The sequence below is a fragment of the Litorimonas taeanensis genome, assembly GCF_003634015.1.
GTDB classification, from domain to species: Bacteria; Pseudomonadota; Alphaproteobacteria; order Caulobacterales; family Maricaulaceae; genus Litorimonas; species Litorimonas taeanensis.
The window spans coordinates 1,358,707-1,383,355 of sequence record NZ_RBII01000001.1; the positions used below are offsets into that span (position 1 = coordinate 1,358,707).

Genomic DNA, 24,649 nt, shown 5'->3' on the forward strand with positions numbered 1-24,649 from the left:
TGGCTTTTCCGTAAATATATAAGAACAAGAGACACCTTGTGACACTTCGTAAAACACCCCCTTTTCCTGCACCCTACCCGCGGACATTCTCTGGGCCGATACAACATCCTGACTTACACCTATGGGACAGCTGGATCATGCATATGGATGGGAAAGATTTTCTTTATTGTTTAGCACTGGCGCGCCGTGACCATGATGGCTCGCCCATTACTCCTGCGCAGCGTAACGCTTATCAATTCCATTTCCGCCATTTTGAATCGAGTGACCGCGGCGCGTCATGGACAGATAAAGGTGTCGCCCTCAAACCTGGAAACATTGCTGACGGTAATGACGCAGGTAATGTGTGGAGCGGCGGTGTCTTGCCTATAGAGAGCGGCCAAGTTCTCTTCGGCTTTACGGGCATTTCTGACGACTCGCCTGACCATCCTTTTGTACAATCAATTAACTTTGCCATTGGCACGCCTGACGGTCCCGTATACTTTGCCGATAAGGCGGCGAGCCATCCTGCTCGAGATAGGGACGCCATTCTTCAGATGGGCTATTATCTCCCTAGCGCTGAGGACATCGGACACGGCGACGGCGAAGAAAATGGGCCAATATCCGCATGGCGTGATCCTTATTTTTACCGCGAAGACAGCGGGGACATTTATGCCTTTTGGTCGGCCAAATTAGGCCCGCGCCGCCCTGCTGTCGCGTGGGGTAAAATTACTATCGATGGTAAGGATGTCCGCTTAGACCTTTTTCCCCCAATTTCGCTGCCCGATGACGGTGATTACACGCAAGCTGAAGTGCCAAAAATTTGCAAAAACCTAGCGACGAACACCTATTTCATGATGATCTCAGCTTGTAGTCGACTGGATGAAAAGCAGGCGGATGAAGAGGTCTTCAAACAATTACGCCTTTATAAAAGCGAAAGCTTATCGGGCCCATGGAAGCCTTATAAAGCTGGGTCAAATGTCTTGAAGAATATGGATAACCTATTTGGTGCAAGTTTTCTCGATATGACTGTCAAAGAGAATTCATTCCAAATCATCGCGCCTTACACTGAAAAGGCCGTCTCTTCTTTAGAGCTCACATTTGCACCTGTAAAAACCCTCAAGGTTTAATTACATACTCATTCAAGCCTTAAGCCGCCCCGCCGCAGGATTTACGCACAATAAGTTCTGTATCTGTAAACCTAGAGATCGCTGGTTTTCCTGCGATTTTAGCAAGAAGCAGGTCGACCATAATAGCACCACCTTGCGATATATTTTGGTTAATGGTTGTGAGTGTAGGCGTAGAAAGTTGTGCCTGACCAATATTATCATAACCGACAATCGAAACATCTTTGGGAACTAATTTGCCTCGCGACTGTAAGGCGTGAATAGCCGCCATCGCTAAGACATCCGAGGCCGCAAAAATTGCATCGAATACAAAGCCCTCATCAATGAATTTTAGTACGCTATTGAAAGCTGATTGGCCCCCGAAATTCAGCTTTAATATGTAATCTGGATCATAGGCCATGCCTGCATCATTATGGGCTTTAACATAACCCTCATAGCGCAAAGCCACTTCGGGCAGTGAGACATCACCCAGGAAGAGTATATTTTTACGCCCCAGAGATAAGAGATGAGAGGTCGCTAATTGACCGCCCTTCACATTATCACTCCCGACAAGCGTATAGTTCTGTTCGCCATGGGCGCCGCCCCAAACAACGATATTACTATTGGACGCACTCATAGCGTTAAGGCGCTCTGTTCGCCCGGCCTGACCAATAACGATCAATCCGTCCGCACGACCTGATCCCAGTAATCGTCGCTCTGCAATTTTCATCTCGTCTTGTGGCACAGAAACAATGAGATCATATCCGTTTTGGGACGCTGCATGAGACACAGCGCCAACCATTTCCAAAAAAAACGGATCTGAAATCGTCTGCTCAGACCCTGGTGCTAAAGGAATAACAATACCGATGGCTTCACTAGATTGCTTGCGCAGATTCCGCGCCGCTACGTTAACGGTATAACCAATCTCGTCTGCAATTTTTAGGATGGCTTCTTTCGTATGCGGTTTCACCAAGGGGCTATCATTGAGCGCACGCGATACTGTAGAGATGTCGACTTTTGCAAGCCGTGCGAGTTCAGACATTGTTACTTTTTTTGCCATATTTAACTCTTACCCATTCCTATCCGGTACGCAATTTTATTTGATATGACCAAGTGTGCTGGATAACCAATCTTCATGCTCAGGAAACTTCGCGTAAACTTTATTCAACATATCGGTTTGGTCAAAGACGACTGGCGCAGCATTTATCTGTCCCTCACTCATATAGCCCATACCAAAAAGAAGATATTCGTAACTTTCCAATGAAAATAGGCGGTGATTGCTCAAAAGGTCCACGTCGTGGGGCGGGCGTTTTTTCCACTCTTTCAGTAAATTTTGAAGCGCAGCTGGCGTGCGATGGGATGCGGTCGCATCTTTCCAAAAAGGCGTGTCTCGTCTTTTAGAGGTCAAATAATGTAAGGCGACATAGCCCAAGATTTCATCAAATAAAGTCTGCATCAACTTATTAAATTGGTTTGTGGTCGCCGCGTCGAAATGGCGGTTAAACCGCAATATATCAGCCACGCTTTGCGCTGCAAACTGCATCATATAAAGCCCTGTGGATTCCAATGGCTCAACAAAACCATCTGCCAATCCAATTGCTAGGCAGTTGCGGTGCCAAGACTTGTTTCTTTTATAGGTCTTAAATCGAATATGTTTGACCTCAATATTGTCAGCATGCCGACCCTCGATTACGCGCAGTTCCGCTTCTGCCTCATCAGAGGACAAGTGCGCGCTTGAATGAACGTAACCAAGACTGCGGCGCGACCGTAAGTTAATATCCCAAAGCCAGCCTGCCCCTAACGCTTTCGCAGAAGTATAGGGTAATATACGGTCTGGCCGGTGAACCTCATAGGGAACAGACATAGTCACGGCACGATCGCACAATAAATGCTCAGAATAATCCTGGGTCTCAGGCATGATATGTTTAGCCAGATGGGCTGAGAAGCCTGTGCAGTCCACATAGAGGTCAGCTCTATATGAGGCGCCGTCCTCACTCACCAAAGCTTCAATATCACCCGCCTCAGAAATCTCGACATTTACAATTTTTGCAAGCTTATGCGCGATTCCATTTTCCGTTCCAAACTCCGTAAGAACCTTTCCCAACTTCACAGCGTCCAAATGATAGGCATAGGGAAAAGTCGATTGATATTCAGGCCAACCCAGGGCTTTTGGCGCAAGGCCTTTCGTGCTTGTATTTGATAAAACTGAGAATCGATTTGAAAAACCCTCACCACCCATTTGATTTCTGGCAAGCCATGATAGTACGGCAGGATCCGAATTTGGCCTTTCCCGCCTGTCAAAGGGATGATCAAAATGCTCTCCCTTATTCCAATCTTCAAATCTGATCAGCGACTTAAACGTGGCGTCCGCGCCGATCATAAATGCCTTTTCACTGATGCCAATTGCTTTCAATGTTCGGCGTATGCTGGGGACTGTTGCTTCGCCAACACCTATAACAGGAATATTAGGGGCTTCGATCAATGTAATTGTTACGGGCCGCCTCGGGTCTTCATTCAGGCGCGCATTTAATAGGCAGGCAGTCATCCAGCCGGAACTGCCGCCGCCAACAACGGCAATAGTTTTTACCTGTTTATTATCCGCATTTACTACCATTTCGTCCCACCTCTTAGGCGTTGAGACTACCAAGAAAATAGGCTAAAATACAATCGATTTCAGAGAGCCATATGACAGATAAGCCGTTTAAAATTATTATAGTAGGCGGCGGCACAGCCGGATGGCTTTCCGCAGCGTTTTTGAGTCAACAGTTGCCCCTATCGTCGGGCCGGGACATTCAAATATCGCTTGTTGAAGCCTCCGATATTCCGACTGTAGGCGTAGGGGAAGCGACGGTTCCTTCTTTAAGAGAAACACTTGCAGCCTGCGGAATTTCAGAAATAGATTTTCTCACATCCTGCGGCGCGACATTCAAGCATGGGATCAAATTTGTAAATTGGCGACAGCCACCGAAAGAAAACTCGGGCGAGTCTTATTTTCATCCTTTTGGCGCGCCGCTCAAAGTTGGGGCCGTTGATCCTCTCAGGGCTTGGTCGAAACTCCCTCAGGATAAGCGCGGCAATATCGCCGACATATTTTCCGTACAGTCTGAGATGGCGGAAATGGGAAGAGCGCCTAAACATCTAAAAGACAGACCTTATGACGGCGCACTCTCATACGCTTATCATTTGGATGCCGGTAAATTTGCTGAATACCTGAAACAGCGCTTTCGCGCACAAGGCGTTAAGCACATCATCGGGAAAGTCGCTGAGGTTGACTATAATCCAAGCACAGAAATTATATCCGCTTTAACCCTAGATGACGGCACAAAGCTGACAGCCGACTTCTATATTGACTGCACGGGCTTTGCCGCGCGGTTGATAAACTCGGATAAGCAGAACCCCTTTATCGATAAAACGGATGTCCTTTTTGTCGACAAAGCCGTTACAACCCGGCTCCCGACGAAAGGCACAGCGAGTATTAACGGTTTTACGACCTGTACAGCGCAAAGCGCGGGATGGATTTGGGACATCGTCCTGCAAAATCGCCGTGGCATCGGCCATGTCTATAGTTCTAAATACATTAGCGACGCTCAAGCAAAAACTGAACTTGCAAGCTATATTGGGCAGAGCGAAGACGCGCTTGAAACGCGTACGCTCAATATGCGCATCGGCTATCAACAGCATCAATGGCGCGGTAATTGCGTGGCTATTGGTCTTGCAAGCGGGTTTTTAGAGCCGCTCGAATCGACGGGCATTTATCTAACTGAAATGGCAAATTGGGCTTTGGCGGATATGCTGCCGCGTTACATGTCAGGCCATAATCCGCAGGCGCAATATACGGATGCGATGGTCCATCACTATGAGAATATCGTAGATTTTCTAAAGCTTCACTATGCCATTAGCGAACGGCGCGATACGCCGTTTTGGCGCGATAATGCCAATCCCGACACATGGCCTGAAACGCTGAAAGCTAATCTCAAGGCTTGGGAGAATGATGTGCCGTCCGTCTATGATTTCGGACGGTCAATCCAGTGCTTCTCAGCAACGAACTATCAGTTTGTACTCTATGGGATGGGCTGGCGGGGGCATGAAGAGCCCAACGTATTAACCGGTCAAACTAAAAATTTGCTGGAACAGCTCGCCATTCGGCGTGCGCGGTTAAAAGAATTTGTATTGAGAGATACGCTACCTAATAGCGAAATTTTCACTGCCATCACGCCATCAAATATAGAATAAAAAAGCCCGCCAAAAGGCGGGCAAAGTTCGTCAGGGGAAGCTACGTCCAGTGACAGACGTAACCGTAAAAACTGAAAGAGACAGAGGCCTCTTTCAGAGACTTTCAATTTAGAATGTGTACCGCAAGCGACCTGAAATTGTCCGTCCGGTAATAGAGCGGCCAATCGTTGTATCTAGATTCCCGTCGCCATTCGTATCCCAGCCATTACGGCCATCATTGGCAGATTCTGTAATCCCGACAGCATCAAAGACGTTGTTTGCGTTAATCGACAGCTCAAGTGCCTCGGTAACATTCACCGCACCATAAAGATGCAAGACTGAATAGCCGTCTTGGACGAGCAGATTGTCATCCAATGAGAAGCTGTCACTCGTTCCAACCCAGCTGCCGCCAACGCGGAACCGGTCAAAGGTGTAGCTGGGTGATATGGTCCAAATCATGTCAGCTTGGCGTTGCGGCGTATTGCCTTCCAGAACCGTGTTGGCAACACCGTTATCTTCGGCGCGCGTGATTTCAGCGTCTGTAAATGTGGCTGTAGCGAAGAGATCAAAGCCGCCATTATTATAGTTCGCCTCAAGCTCAACACCTTTGGAATCATATTCACGGACACGACCGTTTGGCGTTCCAGACAGAATTTCGACGTTAGACTCTTCGGTATTTGTGAAGAAGGCTGTTGCGTAGAAATCCAAATCACCACCGGCAATTTCTCTGTTTTGCATTTTAAAGCCAACTTCATACTGATCAGCAACATCGACATAAGCATCTTCACCACCGGATCTCAAAGACCCATCCGGATTACGAACGCCAAAATCAAGCGCACGGTCGAAGTTGAAGCTTGCACCGCTGGAAGCACGACCAAATACTGAGAAGTCATCATAGAGGCGGTAGTTTGCGCCCACGGACCATGCTGTATTATCAACTTCCAAGTCAGCGCGCGCGCCAACCGTCCCTGTGTTTAAGGAAACGCTCGATTCTGAGCCTGTAATGACACCGTCATTATTGACATCAAAGTCACCACCGGCGGCTTCAAGACGGACACCTGTTTGTGTCATATTGTCGAAACGCACACTGGCATCAAGCGTAAGGGCATCATTTGTCCAAGACGCAGCTGCAAAGGGTGAGCTAACTTGACCTTCAAGGTCGTAATTGCGGTTTGAACCGTCCCAGCCAAAGGCTTGGTTTACGCCGTGAATGCCATTGATAGATTGCGGCGTTGCAATAAGAGCCGCATCGTTTTCAGTCGTGGTGCGAAGCTCTGACCAGTGCCAATCTTGATTGAGGTTCTGGTTCATGAAGAAGTGACCGAGTGTCACGTCAAGCGTCGAACCGCCATCAAAATCAAAACTTTTCGATAGCTTCAGCTCATTAGCGAAGTTGCTCATGTCATCAAGCTCAACATCGAAAACAGCCACATTAGAAACAACACCATTTGGGAGGTTTGCATTCGTGACGACTTGTCCCGCATTCGGACCATTGAAATATGTTAGTTCATCCGTCCCAGGCACATGAACAGACCTATCAGCTGGATAATTGGCACCACCTGCGTCCGACACACCATTCGTAAAGCCGCCAAGGAAGCGGCCTTTGATATCCTGATATCGCATTTTGTTATTGAAATTGATTCCGCTGCCGAGATCGTAATCAACTTCGGCGCCAATGGCTTTAACTTTGTGATCAAGGCCATCTGCTAAGTCATATGGAATTGCATTGCCCGCACCGTCAACAGAAATACCATTACGTGTGAGGTTGCTATAGATGCTGTGATTTTGAGCTTCGAAGCCGCCAAGGCTTTCGCCAACAGTGCCGACACCGCTACCATCATCCGTGCGAGACACCAATTGCGGGAAGTAGGCCGCATCCTTCTTATCAAGCCACTTACCTGTGACGCGAACGAAGCCGTTCTCGAACTCTTTTGTCAGTGTACCGCGGATTTGACCGCCTGAAATTGGGTCGTAACCAGAGTCGCGATAATCACCGCCCTGCTGGAAGTGACCGCCAATGTGGAAATACATGTCTTCCGACAGACTTCCGCCATATTCAGCATCAAAACGCATGTCGTCATGGTCAAGTCCATAAGTGATAGCTGCGCTACCGCCTTCTTGCTGGCCTGTTTTGCCAATGATGTTGATAATGCCGCCAACGCCATTTGTTGTCAGCGTAGAAGATGTACCACCGCGAACAGATTCGATACGGGCCAATGTAGAGTCGGCTTTCACAAAGCCATCAGCTGGTGCGAAGTTAGAATCGCCAAACAAAAGAACTGGGAGACCGTCCTCTTGCGTCGATAAATACTTCGCACCACCCGTTGAGATAGGGAGACCACGAACAGCCACATTAGAGTTACCACCACCAGACGATGATTCTGAGCGAATACCCGGAAGGTTACGGTAAATCTCAGCGAGATTTGTTGGGGCCAAATCTTGAATTGTTTCCAGATTGATCGAAGATACTGAAATTGATGTGTCTATTTTAGTCTTACCCTTAGAGCTTACCACACCGGTTGTAATCACTTCATCACTATTTGCGTCTTGCGCGAAGGCAGGCGCCGTAAGAAGCGCAGCAGTTGCTGCAGTTGCGAGTAGTTTTTGGCTGGTACGAATAAACATCGATATCTCCCCTTATGGCCAGTTTTTATTTTTTGTTAGCCTGAAAGCGTAGTTAATAGACTCACCAACAGACAATTTCGACCTTGACATGACTCATATTACAAACGATTGCAACAATAAATACAAACGATTGTATGATTATTTTGCGTCGTGGCAAAAATATCACATTTGGGTGCGATGTGTGGTAAGACCTATAATAAGTGCCGAAAATATTCGCCGTCATATATAGAGTAATGTTGAGAAAAATGATCCCGCACGAATAAGGATGTATTTTATCTGTCACAAAGCCATTCAGACAGCTTGAGGTCGATCCACACCCGGTAGCTTCAAGCATTCTATCTTTAAGGTGATTGAAGATTGAGAATGATAGGGAGTTTTCATGGGCGAATCATGTGGTCATTTGCAGACGATTTTTAAGCCCGAAACTTGCAAAGAACATGTCGTGCCCTTTCATGTGCCCTTTTAGGCGCCTCTCCATGTGCCCTTTTTGTAAAATGAAAAGCAATTAAGATACTGTTTTAATTGTGTTTACTGATTTCTATTGACTCCTGCTTGCGGAGCCATTCACTTTTCCTTCTTAGAATTAACGACCCCGCCTGCATTTCGGCGCGGCTTTACTTTCCCAATAATGCTGCGTCCTCACGGCTCTGCCTTTGAACAACATAGTGTTTGAACGACATTTTTTGGATTTGCATGTTTTGCGGGGTTGAGATTTCACAATCTTGAACCGACCTCGCCCGCTTACAACTCTCACTGAAGCGAAGTAAGGGAATTCAATATCATCATGAGCCACATAACCTCTCAAGCCTACTTTCGAGCCGTCGCCGTTTTATTCTCTATCTCATCTATCTGGCTACAGGGTTGCTCCGCTGACACACAGATACCGCAACAGACACGACCTAAGACATTAGCGGAGGCACCATCCGAGAGATTAACTGAAAACGACCTTATCAAATTTACGTCGTGGCTCGTAGGACGTTGGGACAATATTGCCCAAGTCCAAGCAGAAATCGATAGCGGCGTTGCTGAAAGCGATCGCCGTCACCGTTATGCGATGCAGTACACCGCGATTCAGGCCCCCTCTATTCAAGGCCGGTTATTGGCCATTGAGAATTATGACGATGGACGAGGCTTTGAGGGTAATATGCAGCGCGTCTCGTTACATCGCTTTATGCTAAGCGAAGACAGCCATTTCATTTTACACGAAATATTATTTTTGAAAGATGAAGCTTTTCGAAAGAGCCTCGCTGTAAGTTTGAAGCCACTCGAAATGATTACAGAAGATGACATCCGAGCGCGCGAAAGTTGTCGGCTATATTGGAAATGGACGGGTAAGAGATTTGAAGGCGCTACCCAACAAGGGGCCTGTGTGACAAACTCATATATGGACAGAAATATTACCGTTGAAGGATTAGGTGTATTGGAACCGAACCGCCTAATGCGCCATGACAGAAATTTTGAAATGTCTGGTGAAGAAATCCCGCACCCAGGTCATGAAACGGCAGACAAATTTATAAGAGTCTCTGATTAAAGACAGACAGTCTTACAATAATAGCCTTAAGTCCATTTTACCCGCATAGAGCGGAATGTCTCATTCTGCTTCCTTAAGGTTTACGGGGGCACGAGAGGGTTAGATTATACCCGCTTTGCCCAGTTTTTCGATAACTTGATCTTGGCGTTTTTTGTAAAATTCTTTGGCTGGCGGCGTGGCGCCATCGCCTAAGGATCCGCTAGGGTGCATATCAAACCCAGCATAGGCTTTTGCGTAGAGCGCCATAGGTTGCCGCGCCAACATATTATCCATTCCGTTTCTTTCCCTACGATAGCGAAGCGCCGAAATGTCAATATCCGCGCAGGCGGTGATGGTCTCACCACTTGGCGTTTCACATAAAATAATACCGCGGTCGTCAACGATTTGGCTACGGGCATCCGTGCTATAGGCGGCGAGGCCAGTACCCGTAATGCCCGCACTATTGGCAGAAATGACATAACATTGATTTTCTTGTGCGCGTGCAAGCTTGGCCACGTTTTTATACGTCATCTGCGTACTCGCGGCCTCTGATGTTGGATGTAAGATAATCTCCGCTCCTCGCGCCGCCAAAATACGGCTGATTTCTGGGTAACGAATCTCTTCACTTGCTAAGGCGGCTAATCGTCCCAAAGGCGTATCAATCACAGGAAATAAATCAGCCACAGAGTAATGCTCCATATATTTATCCCACACATCATAGGGGGAAGGTGCATACATTGAGATAAGGCGCCGATAACGAAGAACGACCTCACCTGACGGCGCTATGATAAAGCTTGATTGAAAATAGAGTTCAGGAAAATGCGGGTCGTTTTCATAAGCATTGCCAGCCAAGTAAATATCCGCGTCAGAGGCAATTTTCCCTAGTGCCTTATATTCAGGGCCATCAATATCTATGGCGGCTTTGGCCCTCCACTCACTTGCGGATTCTCCTGCTGGGAAACTCGTAAGGAAATACTCTGGCAAACAGATGAGCTTTAAATCCTGTCCGTGAAAGGCTTTTGCAGAAAACACCTGGCCTCTGATACGGGCAATTGAACCCATCATGATTAATCGACTTTCCTCTCGGGAAGCGCAGCGATTGACGGCCTTACATTCTGTTTGAAGAGCGAGAGCTTTATAAATACGGGGTGATTTTGACATAGCTTCCTATAGGTACTTATCTATTATCTGAGTTGACCTAAGTCATATTTATGACGTTGCTTTCTGTTTAGAGCAAGCTCATATAAAGGGCATCATTATGACTAAAACACTCCAGGTTAAGAACCCCCGGACAGGTATTGCGGATTATGAAATTTCGCCCGTCGGAGAGGACCAAATAGCGTCTATCGCAAAGCGATCCAGAGCGTCACAATTGCAATGGCGTGCACAGGGTTTAGAGGTGCGGGGCGCAGCGATGTTGAAACTCGCAGATGCGATGGAAGCTGAAGCTAGCGCTATTCAACAGGCGCTATCTATTGATACGGGCCGAAAGCGTATGGCCCAAATGGAAGTTCTAGGCGTCATTGCGAACATACGGGCTTGGGTAGACCGAGCGCCAAAATTAATGCCCAATAGCGAGTGGATACAAGGCCGCGCGAAACCAAACTTCAAACACAAAAATGATTATGTGCCTTATGCCCTCGTAGGCGTCATCAGCCCATGGAATTTCCCCATGACGCTCTCTTTCATTGATGCCATTCCTGCTTTGCTAGCGGGGGCTTGTGTTATCGTAAAACCAAGTGAAGTAACGCCAAGATTTGCAGATGCTGTTATGTCGGCCATTCCTAAAGCAGGTATGGAAAATATCCTAACCTTCATTCAAGGCGATGGGAGAACAGGCGCCGCATTGATAGATTATGTGGATAGCGTTTGTTTTACAGGCTCAGTCCCTACGGGTAAAAAGGTCGCGGTGAAAGCCGCTGAAAACCTAATTCCTGCCAATCTTGAACTCGGCGGCAAAGATCCGCTTATTATTACAGCTGATGCTGATTTAGAGGCCGCGACCACGCTTGCCCTACGGTCTTCAGTTCTCGCCACTGGGCAGGCCTGCCAATCAATTGAACGTGTCTATGTGCCGCGATCTATTTATTCAGACTTCACTCAAAAGCTGGCAATTAAAGCAAAAGAGACTCGCTTAAATTTCCCTGATATAGATGATGGCCATATCGGCCCCTTTATTTTTGATAAGCAAGCCCAAATTGTCAGCGCGCAGATTGATGATGCCAAAGCCAAAGGCGCGCGTGTCTTGTCAGGCGGAGAAATTTTAAGGCACGGCGGCGGATATTGGCTGGAGCCAACAGTTATCATTGATGTCACGCATGATATGGATGTGATGCGTTCCGAAACCTTTGGCCCTGTTATTCCAGTCATGGCTTATGACAGCATAGAACAGGCTATAGAGCTTGCCAATGACACCGAATACGGATTGTCTGGCGGCGTTTTCGCGGGATCAATTGATGAAGCCAAACAAATTGGCGACTATATTGATGCGGGTGCCATCAGTATTATGGACGCCGCGCTTACTGGACAATATTTCGAAGCCGGCAAACAGAGCTTTAAACATTCTGGGCTTGGCCCCTCTCGTATGGGCGAAAACGGATTTTTGCGCTTTTTCCGTCAAAAGGCCTATATAGCGAATACTATATCTCCACTTACCATGGAAGACTTCAAAGAATAATGTCAGAAAACATCCAATTTGAAATGATAGCCTCGAATATTGGCTGCATCACACTGAATAAGGAGACCAAGCGAAACGCCCTTTCGGCACAAATGTGGCTGGATTTAGAACAAACAATCTCAATGGCCTCTGACAATCAAGCATTAAAGGTGCTCATTATAACTGGCGCAGGCCAGCACTTTGCAGCCGGTGCTGACATCAGTGAATTCGAAACACTCTATGCGACGGCCGAGACATCAGAAGAAATTTCAATGCGTATATCGAATGCGATGAACGCATTAGCCAATTTCCCCAAACCTACAATTGCCAAAATCCGCGGCGCCTGCGTTGGCGGTGGATGCGGCCTTGCGCTCGCCTGTGACATACGCATAGCTGACACCACATCGAAATTTGCCATTACGCCTGGAAAGCTAGGTCTAGTGTACCCTTTTTCAGATATTAAGCGCCTCATCGAAGCTGTGGGACTTAGCCCTGCAAAGGACATATTATATTCAGCAAGATTAATCCTCGCTGGCGAAGCCAAAGACATGCGCCTTATCAATCAGCTCGTCGATCCTGATGCTTTGGATAACGAAACTCTCCAATACGCCCAAGCCATCTGCGAAACTTCAAGCCAATCTAATGCCCTCACGAAGCAGATGTTCGCGGCCTATGAAAGCGGCCAGCGCGGCGAGACTACAGACACAAAAGAAATGTTTCTTAGCGGTTTCAAAAGCCGTGATTTTAAAGAAGGTTATCAAGCCTTTTTAGAAAAACGAAAACCCGTTTTTCCAACCGAATAATCTGGCTTAAACGGGTAAAGCCTTAACGGTTGCGACTAAATCAGCCTCTCTACCCCGTGGTCCAACTAACTGCGCCCCTATAGGCAAGCCTTCGGCGCTAACGCCAATCGGAAATTGTATCGCGGGGCGGTCGGCGAGATTAGCAAAAGCCGTAAAATCGGCTTGGTTACTGGGGACAGGGCTGCCGAACTTAAATGCCGTTTGCGGAGCGGTCGGCATTAAAATGAAATCTGGAAAATCCGCCTGACGAAGGGCTGTTACATGTTGATAGGCCGCCTCTATCTTTTCTTTGGGCAGTTGATGCCCATACTCTAGCATGCCTCTGAAAAACTTAGAGAAACCCTCGGGGTTTTTCGCTAACATGTCTCTATGGAAATCATAACCTTCTACTTCTGAAAGCACTAATCCAGCCTTACGCGACTGCGTATATTTATAGGGCGAGAGCTTAGTTGTTTGTAAGGGCCCTAGCTGACTTGTAAATTCTAAATACCGCGATAGCACTTCTTCATCGCAAACAACGTCCTGGCCCCAATCAAGCAATGTAACTTCACCGGCAGTGCCGGCTGAAAATGTTTTGCCGCAAATAATTTCTGTAACTGAAACAACATCGGACAAGCTATGTCCATGTGTTCCTACTGTATCCAAAGTAGGCGAGAGCGGCATTACGCCTTGAAGCATATTCTGACTATGTGAAGGTTTAAATCCCCACAGCCCGCAATAGCTAGAAGGAATACGAACACTACCCATTGTATCCGTACCAAGCGCGACATCGACTTCTTTAGCGGCTACCGCCGCAGCCGATCCGCCGCTGGAGCCGCCCGGCGTATAACCCTCTTTCATTGGATTATATGTTTTCCCAAACCATGGGTTATCCGTCTGCGCGCCTAATGCGCCCTCCTCCATATTCAAAATAGCAGACACGTTAAACCCAGCGCCGCGAAGCCGCGCAACAACTAAGGCATCTTCTTCGGCCATTTGTGAATCATAGGCTTTGATGCCGCCGTGACAGGCGTGACCTTTGACAGCAATATTGGCCTTTACGCCAAGGGTTGGGCCACTCCCGCTATAAGGAATAGATTCTAATATCGCATTTATTTTGCTGTGCATTTAAAAGCGGGTATCAACGAGACGAATAGGTTTTTGACGAACATCCACTTGTGTTGTTTCACTTGTAGCGCCCACAGAAACCAGTTTCACCTTCATACCCAAACCGAGTTTTTCCTTAAGAAGCGCTTCGTATTTGGGTGATAATTTATCTATCTCATTTGATTTACATTCAGCAATCACAGTCATTTCATCGCGGCCCGCATCATCTCTGTCGACCTGACAATAGAACTCACCAGCGAAGCTATCTATTTCTTCCATTAATGGGCCAATCGCCTGCGGGAATATATTAATGCCGCGTAGCTTCACCATATTATCAGAGCGGCCCAAAAAGCCTTCAATACGTGTAAAATTAAGGCCCAAAGAAGACTTCCCAGTTCTTACGGCCGAAACATCATGTGTGTTAAATCGTATGATTGGGAAAACATCATCTTTGAACAAACATGTACAAACCATGTCGCCACTTTGACCATCTTTGACGGGTTCTCCTGTATCAATATCACAAATCTCAAGATATTGGGCGTCTTCCATGACATATAACCCGTCTTGATCTGGACCTTCTCCGGCAATCGCCCCTGTGTCCCCAACGCCGTACCAGTCATAACAGGCCGCTCCGCCCCACATTTCGGAAACGGCGGATTTATCTTCGCGGCCCATATGTCCTGAAATTGTTCGGACAGGTATATCAACACCCGGTTCAAGTCCTGCCTCTCGCGCGACTTTTGCCAATTTTTTGATATAATCTGCAAAGCCAACAATTGCCGTTGCACCAAAATCAGCCATCATTTGAACTTGTTTTACAGAGCGCGTTTCAACACCTGTACCCGCTGAAACCATAATTGCTTGTGTCCAATGGGTGACTGATTCCCGTATGTAATGCCCACCATTAATGGGGCCATGCCCATAAACAGAATGTACAACATCCCCACGGCCAATGCCTTGAAGTGTATAAAGCCGTGCAAGAAGTAAATTTTGTACTTCGCGTGACTTAGGGCCGAAAATCAAAACCTGAGGTTTGCCCGTCGTTCCCGAAGTCGTGTGAAATTTTACGGGTGGTTGTTCATTCGGAGGATAGCTGTCCAAGCCTGAAAAATCTCCGAATGGAGGACAGCGATCAATTGATGCCATAATGTCTGATTTATCATAAGTAGGTAGCTTATTAATATCCTTCAGCCCATCAATATCACCGGGCTCAATACCTTTTGCGCCCCAAAGCTTTTGATAGAAGGGCGTCTTCCACGCGCGTAATAACATTTTTCGAAACAAGCGGTCTTGATGCGCGAATAGTTCATCACGGCTTGTATGTTTTGCGAATAATAAGAAATCTTCACCAATAGGATGGTCTGCGCGAATTTTCGCTGGGTTCACAAAATCAAAATATGTTGCGTGCATAATACAGTGTCCATTTACAAGCCCGATGCGAGCATGAAAAGTTCAGAACAATCATCAGATTTTTCTAAACTCTCTACTTCGCTAATGAGCCTGTTTGTGGTCACTTTCGCTTTGACTTCACTCAATCCGAATGAAAGACATTTTCGGAATTTTTCTAAATGTTGTTCCTGAGAGAGTGGATCAGCGGGAGACCCAAAGAGTTTTTCAATCGAGACGGTTTTCTCTTCGCCGTTTTTAAGTTTCGCGGTCAGAGATTGAGGAACAAATTCTGCGGGGTCTTCTATGTGATTGATTTCTATTTTAACCTTACCTGCAATTTCGCGTAAGGTCGCATCTTGTAAATCAGAATGTGAAAAGTCTTCCAACCCAACGGTTCCCCTTTGCAAAGTTACAGCGGCTAAATAAGGATAGCATAGCCGCGCATAATTTGCGCTCATATCTTTGGGGATTGGCCGATCGACTAATCTTTGAATAATTGGTGGGGCTGAGAGTATGAGCGCCTCTAAATTATCCGCTGTAACACCTTCCGCCAATAGCTTTTGCACAAGTACAATCCCGCCTTGCGCCGCGCGCCCCGTAGGAAATGGTTTCCAACTGACTTCGGTAATTCTATGAACAGCGCCCAATCTCTCGGCGGCCAAAGACGCGCTGCCATCATCTTCGAACAACGCCATATACCCAAACGGCCCTTCCAGTGAACTCTCTGCCCCATGCAGACCAGCTTCCGCAAGGTCACAAGCAACAACTGCAGAACGGGCTGCTCCTGCAATCTGCACAGGAAGTGTAGGCTTGCCCTCTAAGTGAGGCTGCATGACCCCCGCGCATTGAGACAGCGCGCACCCCATTGCAGACATGGCCGTCGCTTCATCAAACCCTCTTAATCGCGCTATGCCGAGCGTTGCACCGAACAGACCTGCGGTGGCAGGACGGAAAAATTTCAATGGCGTGTTCACGGCCACGCCAAGTTCAGCCGCCACATCAACAGCCACGATGACAGCCTCTATAAGCTCTTTCCCTGTTACGCCGTTTTGCCTTTCTGCTTCGGCTGAAATAGCCGCAAAAATTGTGGCCATTGGATGCACCACGGCGGGTTCATGCACGCAATCATATTCCATTGAATGAATTTGGAAGCCATTAAGATAAGCAGCGGTGGCCGCGGGTGCCTTTATTTTTCTACCCCACAAGCAAGCCTCTTCTCCGGTTCCCCAACGCATTGCAGTTTTGAAAACCGCTTGGTTAAATGGCGCTTTAGCCCCAGCAATGCCAACACCAAGACTGTCCAAAATAAATATTTTGGCCGACCGATAAGCAGAATCAGGAAATTTTGCTTGGGTCAGAGCATATCGTGCAAAGGTACGAGAGGACTCACTCATGGCAATAAACTCAGATATTTAATTAAATCAGACTCTAATGCAGCTTGGGCTAGTCGTTCTGCATCTTTGGCCCGCATCCCCGCATGGGTCATCAAGCCAATAGCTTTGTCTTTTACGGCATTTTCAGACATTGGAACTTCTGGGTCCCCATATGCATCATGAGCCGTGTATGTCTTCCCATAAAGGGTTACGGAGGCGCCATAATGTTTAGGATAAGCACCAGAAAACGCATCGGTTTCTTTAACGCTCACCCGCGCCCTTAAAGCCTTAAGAGGCCCCCCTACAACATCCGGTTCAAAATCAGAAAGCACAGGCACGCCTTTCGTCAAGGCCAAAGCAACGCTGTGTTGCAACGAGAATTTCGCTTCAATTGTGCTTTGAGGATTTGGACGATCACAAAATTTTATGGCATCCGCATAGGTTTCTACCAGAACATCCGAGTCGGAAGCCCCCAATTCGTTAAAAGCCTTAAGAGCCGCATCAATAGCGGGGTGAGCATGACGGCAGGCCGGATAAGGTTTCAAGCTCGTTTCATGTAATAGCCATTCTGCTTTTGGGTTGGCTAGAATATCTTCTGGGTCAGCCCCCGGGCACATCGCCCTGAAGAAACCTTGTTCTCCCTCGAGTATAGATTTGGGGCCTTGAAACCCCTGCACAGATAAGAGGGCCGCTAGAACCCCTGCATGTGCGGCATGGCCTGCATGGAGCTGCTTTGCCATGCTATCAGGCTCGTGACGCGTCTGCCAAAGGCCTGCGGCCTGCGTCCCGGCGAGGCCAAGCGCTGACACCAAATCGCTATTCTCTAATAAATAACAAGCCGCCGCCGCTGCGCCGAAAGGGCCGCATGTCGCTGTGTTATGCCAAAAAGCATAATGTCCTGCGCCCACAGCGCGGCCAATTCGAATTGTGGCCTCGTAACCCACAACAATTGCATTTAGGAATTTATCTGGGTCAGCGCCAACATATTCAGCCACGGATAAGGCAGCGGGGATTATAGTGGGCGCCGCATGAAGCACCGCTTGCCTATCGACATCATCCATTTCAAGCACATTACCCAGAGCCCCGTTATGTAAAGCCGCCATGAGCGGTGAAGACGGTCCTGTCCCTATTCGCGAACATGGGCCAGTTTCTTCCTTAAAGGCGGCTGTCATTTTCTGCCCGCTGGGTTCGACCTGCCCGGCGACGGCGCAGCCCGTCCAATCTAGGAATAACAAAGCCGCCCGCCGTCTATCAACCTCTGAGATAGGCCGGCACAAGATTGGGGACAAACGCTCAGTGAGTGTCAGATTACGCATATCTTTAGCTCCTCCGGCAGTGAAAAATGTTTACTCTCGATTAGTATCCTCATGAGCCTTGGCGTCCCACCTGGGTTAACCACACGGCAAACATATTTCCAAAGATAGCCATCGCCGCCAAGGCAAAGAAAGGCCACAAAGTTTTATCGTAAACTGATCCGCCAATCACGGTAAACACACCGCCGAGCATCAACCCGATAGAGCTGGAGAGTCCCGCAGCCGTAGCCGCTAGCTTTGGGTCTATGCTGATAGACCCCGCAAGAGATATTGGACAAATTAAACCCGTTCCAATCATGGCCAGCATGAGCGTCGCGGTAAAGGCGAAAGCATTGTCTCCTATGACGCTATAGACAATAATCATTATGGCTAGGGTCATGACTAGCCATAACGCGGCATAGAATAGGGACTTATCCATCCCTAACCTACGCGTTAACTTTGTCCCCAAAAGCGATCCCGACATAAAAGCAAGCGATAAGAGTATCCAACACAGAACAAAGAATGCTGTGCCATGTCCTAACACATTTTCGAAATAGTCTGGCGCGAATGGCAGAAAAGAAAAGAAAACCCCTTGCCCAAAGCCGAACATCAATGTGTAACCGATGAACGCTGGGCTCGTTAACAGGCGCTTATAATCTCTCCCAACCCTGCGCGGTTCTTTTTGGACTGGGCGCGTTTCTGGCAATCGCAGAACAGCCATTGTAAGAATGATGAGCCCAGAGGCTGCGCACCCCATGAAAATGCTGCGCCATCCATAGGCTTCATCTAACAGCCCGCCAAATATCGGCGCAATAATAGGGCCAAGTCCCATCGCGATAGAAATATAAGAAAGTGACACAGCCGCCTCTTCGCGCGGCTGAATATCATTTACGATGGCGCGGCTGATAACAGTCCCAGCACTTACACCCGCGGCTTGCAAAAAGCGGCAAATAATCAAGGCTGTCCATGAGGTCGTTAGTACACTTGCAAAACTCGCTATTACAAAGATTACGAACCCCATCAACAGAACAGGACGGCGACCAATTCTATCCGCTAACATCCCGTGGATTGGTTGAGCGACCCCCAGTCCAATAAGGAAGGCTGAAATTAAAAACTGAATATCTGCGACAGGTTTTCCAAACTCAACCGCCAGTGACGGAAAAGCAGGAATAATAAATGACATGGCAAATGGCGAAAGACTGCACATAGCAGACATAAACAGAATGAAGCCCCAACGATTTTGGGTCAATGCCATAGCGCGCGCATTCATTACCGCGTTACCACACCCGCCTTATTAACGAAGTTAAGCGGTGTCTCCTCAAGTGTTGTGTCCATAATAGCATTCCAGCGATTTAAAAATCCAAACATGGAAATCACAGCTACAATTTCGACAATCTGGTCATCACTGAAATAATTCCGCATATCGGCAAATTGTTCATCCGTTACTTCGGATGGGCTCATGGCGCCGCCTTGAGCTACACGAAGGGCAGACCGCTCGGCTTCGGTAAACAAAGGGGACGTTTCATATTCCCAAGCCTTCAATATTTTCTCATCTTCTACACCTTGTTCATGTGCTCCATGAGCTGTGTGAGCTTGGCAATATTTACAGCCTGAAGCGCTGGAGGTTATGAATCCAATAAGGCGTTTTAACCCAGGAGAGACTTTGCCGTTTGGTGAATAAATCGCTCCGCACATGGCCGCGACACCGCTTAATATTTCTGGGTTTCGGGCCATGTCCTGTGCATCATTGGGTGTAAATCCCATCATATTTTCCGCAAAATCAAAGAGCGGTTTTGCATCTTCTGAAATTTCTGTCGGCGGCACAGGGGGTAAGCGTGACATTAGAACCCGCCTTTCAATTCTTGTGTATGTTGTCCAAATTCAGGCAAATCAAAAGAGAGCTGAGCAGGTTCATCTTTAAATCGAATAGGTGACTTAATATGGGTTTTTCCTGCGGGGTCTTTTATCGTCGGCGCTCCAGTTTCAGTTAGGGCTTTGTGCAGGGTCCTAATTGTAGACCAACAACAATCTATTTCATCGAAAATAGCTTCCCAGTCACTTTGAGTTTTAGTTTTAAATGTATTTTTGAGAAATGAAATGACAGCGCCCTGTTGCCCAACAGGTTTTCGCATATCCTCTATATGGTCAAGGCCGCCCAAAGCGGTCAGGACATTCAGAACAAACTTAGGTTCGCTGCCTCCAAGGATGATGTGGCCGCCGTCCAAGGTCTCGTAAATATTAACAAAAGCATTTCCACCGAAACTTCGCATTTCCGAACGCACGGGCTGACGATCTTCCGCAAAAATAGCGCCTGTAACATTGGGCACCCAAGACAAAAGACTGTCATACATCGATATATCTAAATAATCCCCAACACCTGTCGATTCTCGTCGGTAAAGCGCCATCAAAATGCCAGAAAGCGCATGTAAGGATGCCGTCATATCCGCAGAGGGCATTGGCGTTAAAGCGGGCGCACCGTCCATCCCGCGCGTAAGGTCGGCTGTCCCAGCCATCGCCTGTATAACGAGGTCGTGTGCGGGTTTATTCTTATATTGACCATTCTGTCCAAAAGCTGAAATAGAACAATAAACAATTTTGGGATTAATTGCTTTGATAGATTCGTAATCGACGCCCAAACGCTGGACAACACCAGGACGGAAAGCCTCAACGAACACATCGGCTTCGGCGGCAAGTTTCAAAAACTGAGACTGCTGTTCAGGGTCTTTTAAATTAACTTTGTAACTCTTCTTGCCGCGCGCAATATTGGCAAACCACACAGATGTGCCGTCATCATATGTTTCGCCCATAACTCGCGTGGGCTCCCCAACACCGTTATCAGGTTCAACCATCACGACACTTGCGCCATGATCGGCCATCATCATGGACATGTGCGGCCCCGGGAGAAAAGCCGAAAGATCGAGAACCTTAACGCCGTCTAGTTTCATTTAACAAGCACCTGCGTATCAGCGCCTAGTTCAGGAGATATTCCGCCCTTTAGGCGCTCTCCATTAAATTTGTAAGGCGAAGACAGTAATTTGATTTTTTGTCCCGGCATATCATCATGGCGGTCTTCATATACCATTTCGACTTCATGGACGTAATCATTTTCAAGGGCTTGTTGTATATCGTAAACTGGGGCAGCGGGTACATAACCGCCAAATTTTTCCATCCAATACGACACTGTATTTGTTTTTAAAACCCGTTCGACTTCCTCTTGCACAATGTCTCTATTCGCGCGGCGATCTTCGACTTTCACAAATCGCGGATCTGAAACCCACTCGGTTTTACCAAGACATTCACATAAGCGTTCCCAGAATTTTTGGGTTTGGCAACAAAACATAATCCAACCATCACCCGCTTCCATAAGCTGGCTCGGAACAATCGCCGGATGAGCGCCGCGAGGCTGGCGCGTTGTAATATCACCAGAGTTTAAATACCACGTGGCGGGGTAAGACAACTGATGCAAAGCTGTATCAAAAAGCGAGACATCGATATCACTGCCCTCGCCGCTCCTATGCGCGCCAAACACAGCTGAAACGAGGCCCGTCGCAAACATAGACCCCGTCATGAAATCTACCATACTTAAACCAAAACGGACGGGCGGCCCGTCAGGCTCTCCGGTCACTGAACAAAATCCTGCCTCGGCCTGCATTAAATAATCATAGCCTGGCCAGGCTTCTCGAGAGTTCCCTCGACCATAAGCCGATAGGTGAGCACAGACAATTTTAGGGTTCACAGATTTAAGTGCCGCATAGTCTATCTTGAGCTTTTCGGGTAAATCTCCGCGCAGATTATTCGATACCGCATCAGCCGTCTTCACTAAGGCTTCAAATGCTGCGCGGCCTTCTTTTGATTTCAAATCAAGGGAAATGGATTTTTTATTCCGATTAAAGGTTTGAAAAAACTGACTGTCTTTCTCACCAATTAAGTGCGGTGAAACAAAACGCGAGACGTCTCCTCCGGTGAGAGGGTTTTCAATTTTAATAACCTCCGCCCCTAAATCAGCCAGAAGCTGTGTGCCATATGGCCCGGCGCCATACTGCTCAACTGCGATAATTCGAATGCCTTTAAGGGGTAGGTTTTGTGCCATAACAGTTAAATCTTGTTCCGTGCGATTTGTTGCTTTGCAATAATGATGCGCTGCATTTCATTGGTACCTTCACCAATGCACATTAATGGAGCCTCTCGGAATAAGCGCTCAACGGGATATTCTTTTGAATAGGAATAACCGCCATGAATGCGCATCGCCTCAAGTGCATTTTCAACTGCTGCTTCAGACGCAAAATATTTCGCCATGCCGGCTTCCATATCGCATCTCTGACCTGCATCATAAGCCGCAGCGGCATTTTCCACCATAAGCTCTGCCGCTTTGGCCCGTGTTGCCATCTCGCCAAGTTTTAATTGAATGGCTTGATGTTCACAAATTGGTTTGCCAAATGTTTTACGCTCTTGAGAATAGCGTGTGGCTTCTTCAAGCGCGCGCTTTGCGATACCCACTGACCGCGCCGCCACATTAATTCGGCCAAGCTCCAGACCACCAACGGCCATGTAAAAACCTTTACCTTCTTCGCCGCCAATCAAATGGCGTTTAGCGTCAATACGGTAGTCATCAAAAAACAGTTCCGCAGAATCAATACCTTTATAGGCAAGTTTTTGCATCTTCGTTCCGTTGGAATAGCCTTCATACTTCTCGCCTGTATCTGGGTCCATTCGAGGCGTGATGAACATCGACATCCCTTTATAACGGGGATCTGAATCAGGGTTGGTTTTAACCATCAACGCAACAGCGCCGCCCATGATACTGTTTGAAATCCATGTTTTAGAACCATTGATAACGTAATGATCACCGTCTTTTCTGGCGACTGTTTTGATGGCCTGCAAATCGGTGCCAGCATTGGGTTCGGTTAAGCCTAAAGCTCCACGAATTTCCCCAGAGGTAAACTTTGGAAGCCAATAGTCTTTTTGAAAGTCTGTTCCGTATTTTTCAACGACAGTCGCCATCATGATATGTGAATTAAAGATGCCCGTTAAGCTCATCCATTCTTCGGATATGCGCGTTACAATTTTTGCATAAAAAGACGCGGAAAGACCCAAGCCACCATATTCTTGGCTAATCGTCGCGCCGAACAAACCAAATTCCTTCATTCGCTCGACAAATTCATGCGGATATTCGTCCGCATGCTCCATCTCCATAACCTTATCTCGCACTTCGTCGCGGCACCATCTATCGATGGTGTCAAACATCATGCTCTCGTCTTCGGCTGTCCAAGCAGTATCACTCATTAGTAATTCTCAACTTTATCTTCCACCGCATTACCCGCAGATGGGATCAACATATTCCGCTTAAAGGTACAGACCATCTCGCCCCTTTGGTTAAGGCCGCGAGTGACAATTGTCACAATGCCCTGCCCGGGACGTGATTTACTTTCACGTTTTGCCAGAACCTCGCTCTCACCATAAATGGTGTCACCCGCAAATACAGGCGCGGTAAATTTGACGTCATCCATCCCCAAATTCGCAATGGCTTTTTGACTCGTGTCCGTCACGGACATCCCAATTAGCAAGGCCAGCGTGTATGGGCTGACGACAAGGTTTTTCTTAAACTCACTGGCGGCCGCAAATTCTGCATCAAAATGCATTGGGTGGGTGTTCATGGTCATCAAAGTGAACAGATGGTTGTCATACTCAGTGACGGTTTTACCCGGACGGTGCTCATAGATATGCCCGACCTCAAAGTCTTCGTAATATCGTCCAAAAGTTTCACGGAATCTGTTGGGTCCGACTTCTTTTATTGTTCCTACCACGTTTAAATCTTTCTCGCTGCAAGTATGCGCTCAGCCTTTTTCACCAGCGGCGTCTCTATTAATTTTCCATCTAATAGCGCAACATTCCCATCGGATGTTTGATACGCCGCAATCACTTTTTCTGCTTGAGCGACTTCTTCATCCGAAGGCGCTATCGCAGCATGAATCCTAGCAATTTGAGCCGGATGAATGGCAGACCGTGAATGAATGCCAATCAATTTGGCTTGACGTGTGGTCTGCTCGCAATCCTCTAAGTCCCGCACATGAATGTGGGGCACATCAAATAGCTGAACATTATGAGCTGTCGCGGCCGCCACGAGTTTAGACCGTGCATACAAATGCGTTTCCCACTCTAAATCACAATCCACATCGCCAGCATAATCAATTGCGCCATAGAGTGCGAGCTTGGCGCGTTTATGAGAGAGAATATCTCCCGCATTCATCAACCCCAAAGCGCTTTCAATTATAACAAAGAAATCACCCGCTTCTTTTGGCAAAGCTTTATCCAAGGCTTTGAGTTGCTTTTTAGTAGAGACCTTTGGAATCATGACAAAAGGAAGCGAGACACCGCTAGACGCAATCGCTTCTATGTCCCCTTTTGCAAATGGGTTGTCCATGGCATTGATACGTAAGCCAACATTTTTATGTTTTGTCTCGGCAAGCCAGGCCAAGGTGGATTCTCTGGCTGATACTTTATCGTCTGGCGCCACAGCATCCTCAAGATCGATACACACTAAATCGGCGCCAGCCTGACAAGCCTTTTCAAATCTATCCGGGCGATTTCCAGGGACGAATAATTGGGATCTATAATAGATAG

Annotated in this window: 20 protein-coding genes; 5 read left to right on the forward strand and 15 right to left on the reverse strand. The window is 47.5% G+C overall.

Features of this window, described 5'->3' with window-relative positions; translation table 11 throughout:
* The first annotated feature begins 38 nt into the window (after window positions 1–38).
* Entirely contained in the window at window positions 39–1,106 is a 1,068-nt protein-coding gene (locus DES40_RS06260) for a glycoside hydrolase family protein (protein ID WP_147405867.1), read from the forward strand.
* A gap of 19 nt (window positions 1,107–1,125) precedes the next feature.
* Here DES40_RS06260 and DES40_RS06265 read toward each other — a convergent pair whose 3' ends face one another.
* Window positions 1,126–2,142, reverse strand: a complete 1,017-nt coding sequence (locus DES40_RS06265) for a LacI family DNA-binding transcriptional regulator (RefSeq protein WP_233345461.1) — start codon at window positions 2,140–2,142, stop codon at window positions 1,126–1,128.
* Between the two features lie 36 nt (window positions 2,143–2,178).
* The gene (locus DES40_RS06270) at window positions 2,179–3,696 is read right to left on the reverse strand and encodes a tryptophan halogenase family protein (protein ID WP_121099696.1); all 1,518 of its coding nucleotides are present in this window, start codon (window positions 3,694–3,696) and stop codon (window positions 2,179–2,181) included.
* A 71-nt stretch (window positions 3,697–3,767) separates the two neighbouring features.
* Between DES40_RS06270 and DES40_RS06275 the strand changes: the two genes are divergently transcribed.
* A complete protein-coding gene (locus DES40_RS06275; RefSeq protein ID WP_121099697.1) occupies window positions 3,768–5,315 on the forward strand; it encodes a tryptophan halogenase family protein in 1,548 nt (515 codons plus the stop codon).
* Window positions 5,316–5,423: 108 nt separating this feature from the next.
* Here the strand turns inward: DES40_RS06275 and DES40_RS06280 are convergent, their stop codons facing one another.
* On the reverse strand, window positions 5,424–7,919 hold the full coding sequence (locus tag DES40_RS06280) for a TonB-dependent receptor domain-containing protein (protein WP_233345463.1): 2,496 nt from the start codon (window positions 7,917–7,919) through the stop codon (window positions 5,424–5,426).
* Between the two features lie 784 nt (window positions 7,920–8,703).
* On the opposite strand from DES40_RS06280, the gene DES40_RS06285 reads away from it, so the two are divergent.
* Window positions 8,704–9,450, forward strand: a complete 747-nt coding sequence (locus DES40_RS06285; protein ID WP_121099699.1) for a CpcT/CpeT family chromophore lyase — start codon at window positions 8,704–8,706, stop codon at window positions 9,448–9,450.
* 99 nt (window positions 9,451–9,549) lie between these two features.
* Here the strand turns inward: DES40_RS06285 and DES40_RS06290 are convergent, their stop codons facing one another.
* Window positions 9,550–10,590 carry a nitrilase-related carbon-nitrogen hydrolase gene (locus DES40_RS06290; protein WP_121099701.1) on the reverse strand — a complete coding sequence of 347 codons (1,041 nt, stop codon included), beginning with the start codon at window positions 10,588–10,590 and terminating at the stop codon, window positions 9,550–9,552.
* A 97-nt stretch (window positions 10,591–10,687) separates the two neighbouring features.
* On the opposite strand from DES40_RS06290, the gene DES40_RS06295 reads away from it, so the two are divergent.
* Both DES40_RS06295 and DES40_RS06300 read left to right on the forward strand, forming a co-directional pair.
* Window positions 10,688–12,106 (forward strand): aldehyde dehydrogenase family protein, encoded by a 1,419-nt coding sequence (locus DES40_RS06295; RefSeq protein WP_121099703.1) that lies wholly within the window; start codon window positions 10,688–10,690, stop codon window positions 12,104–12,106.
* On the forward strand, window positions 12,106–12,888 hold the full coding sequence (locus DES40_RS06300; RefSeq protein ID WP_121099705.1) for an enoyl-CoA hydratase/isomerase family protein: 783 nt from the start codon (window positions 12,106–12,108) through the stop codon (window positions 12,886–12,888). Before DES40_RS06295 ends, DES40_RS06300 begins: the two co-directional genes overlap by 1 nt.
* A 6-nt stretch (window positions 12,889–12,894) precedes the next feature.
* Here DES40_RS06300 and DES40_RS06305 read toward each other — a convergent pair whose 3' ends face one another.
* Genes DES40_RS06305 through DES40_RS06355 form a run of 11 tightly spaced genes read right to left on the reverse strand, consistent with a single transcriptional unit; the run spans window position 12,895 to window position 24,647 of the window.
* Window positions 12,895–13,995, reverse strand: a complete 1,101-nt coding sequence (locus DES40_RS06305; protein WP_121099707.1) for an amidase — start codon at window positions 13,993–13,995, stop codon at window positions 12,895–12,897.
* Window positions 13,996–15,384 carry a phenylacetate--CoA ligase family protein gene (locus tag DES40_RS06310; RefSeq protein ID WP_121099709.1) on the reverse strand — a complete coding sequence of 463 codons (1,389 nt, stop codon included), beginning with the start codon at window positions 15,382–15,384 and terminating at the stop codon, window positions 13,996–13,998.
* Window positions 15,385–15,398: 14 nt separating this feature from the next.
* The gene (locus DES40_RS06315) at window positions 15,399–16,757 is read right to left on the reverse strand and encodes an MmgE/PrpD family protein (protein WP_121099711.1); all 1,359 of its coding nucleotides are present in this window, start codon (window positions 16,755–16,757) and stop codon (window positions 15,399–15,401) included.
* A complete protein-coding gene (locus DES40_RS06320) occupies window positions 16,754–18,052 on the reverse strand; it encodes an MmgE/PrpD family protein (RefSeq protein ID WP_121099713.1) in 1,299 nt (432 codons plus the stop codon). The genes DES40_RS06315 and DES40_RS06320 overlap by 4 nt, the downstream gene beginning before the upstream one ends.
* A 49-nt stretch (window positions 18,053–18,101) precedes the next feature.
* On the reverse strand, window positions 18,102–19,283 hold the full coding sequence (locus DES40_RS06325; RefSeq protein ID WP_170144908.1) for a multidrug effflux MFS transporter: 1,182 nt from the start codon (window positions 19,281–19,283) through the stop codon (window positions 18,102–18,104).
* 14 nt (window positions 19,284–19,297) lie between these two features.
* Window positions 19,298–19,870: a carboxymuconolactone decarboxylase family protein gene (locus DES40_RS06330; protein WP_121099717.1), complete on the reverse strand. Its 573-nt coding sequence runs from the start codon at window positions 19,868–19,870 to the stop codon at window positions 19,298–19,300.
* Entirely contained in the window at window positions 19,870–20,973 is a 1,104-nt protein-coding gene (locus tag DES40_RS06335; protein WP_121099719.1) for a CaiB/BaiF CoA transferase family protein, read from the reverse strand. The genes DES40_RS06330 and DES40_RS06335 overlap by 1 nt, the downstream gene beginning before the upstream one ends.
* A complete protein-coding gene (locus DES40_RS06340; protein WP_121099721.1) occupies window positions 20,970–22,118 on the reverse strand; it encodes a CaiB/BaiF CoA transferase family protein in 1,149 nt (382 codons plus the stop codon). Before DES40_RS06340 ends, DES40_RS06335 begins: the two co-directional genes overlap by 4 nt.
* Before the next feature lie 5 nt (window positions 22,119–22,123).
* The gene (locus DES40_RS06345) at window positions 22,124–23,311 is read right to left on the reverse strand and encodes an acyl-CoA dehydrogenase family protein (RefSeq protein WP_121099723.1); all 1,188 of its coding nucleotides are present in this window, start codon (window positions 23,309–23,311) and stop codon (window positions 22,124–22,126) included.
* Window positions 23,311–23,832, reverse strand: a complete 522-nt coding sequence (locus DES40_RS06350) for a MaoC family dehydratase (protein WP_121099725.1) — start codon at window positions 23,830–23,832, stop codon at window positions 23,311–23,313. Before DES40_RS06350 ends, DES40_RS06345 begins: the two co-directional genes overlap by 1 nt.
* Before the next feature lie 2 nt (window positions 23,833–23,834).
* Window positions 23,835–24,647 (reverse strand): HpcH/HpaI aldolase/citrate lyase family protein, encoded by an 813-nt coding sequence (locus tag DES40_RS06355; protein WP_121099727.1) that lies wholly within the window; start codon window positions 24,645–24,647, stop codon window positions 23,835–23,837.
* Between the last annotated feature and the right edge of the window lie 2 nt (window positions 24,648–24,649).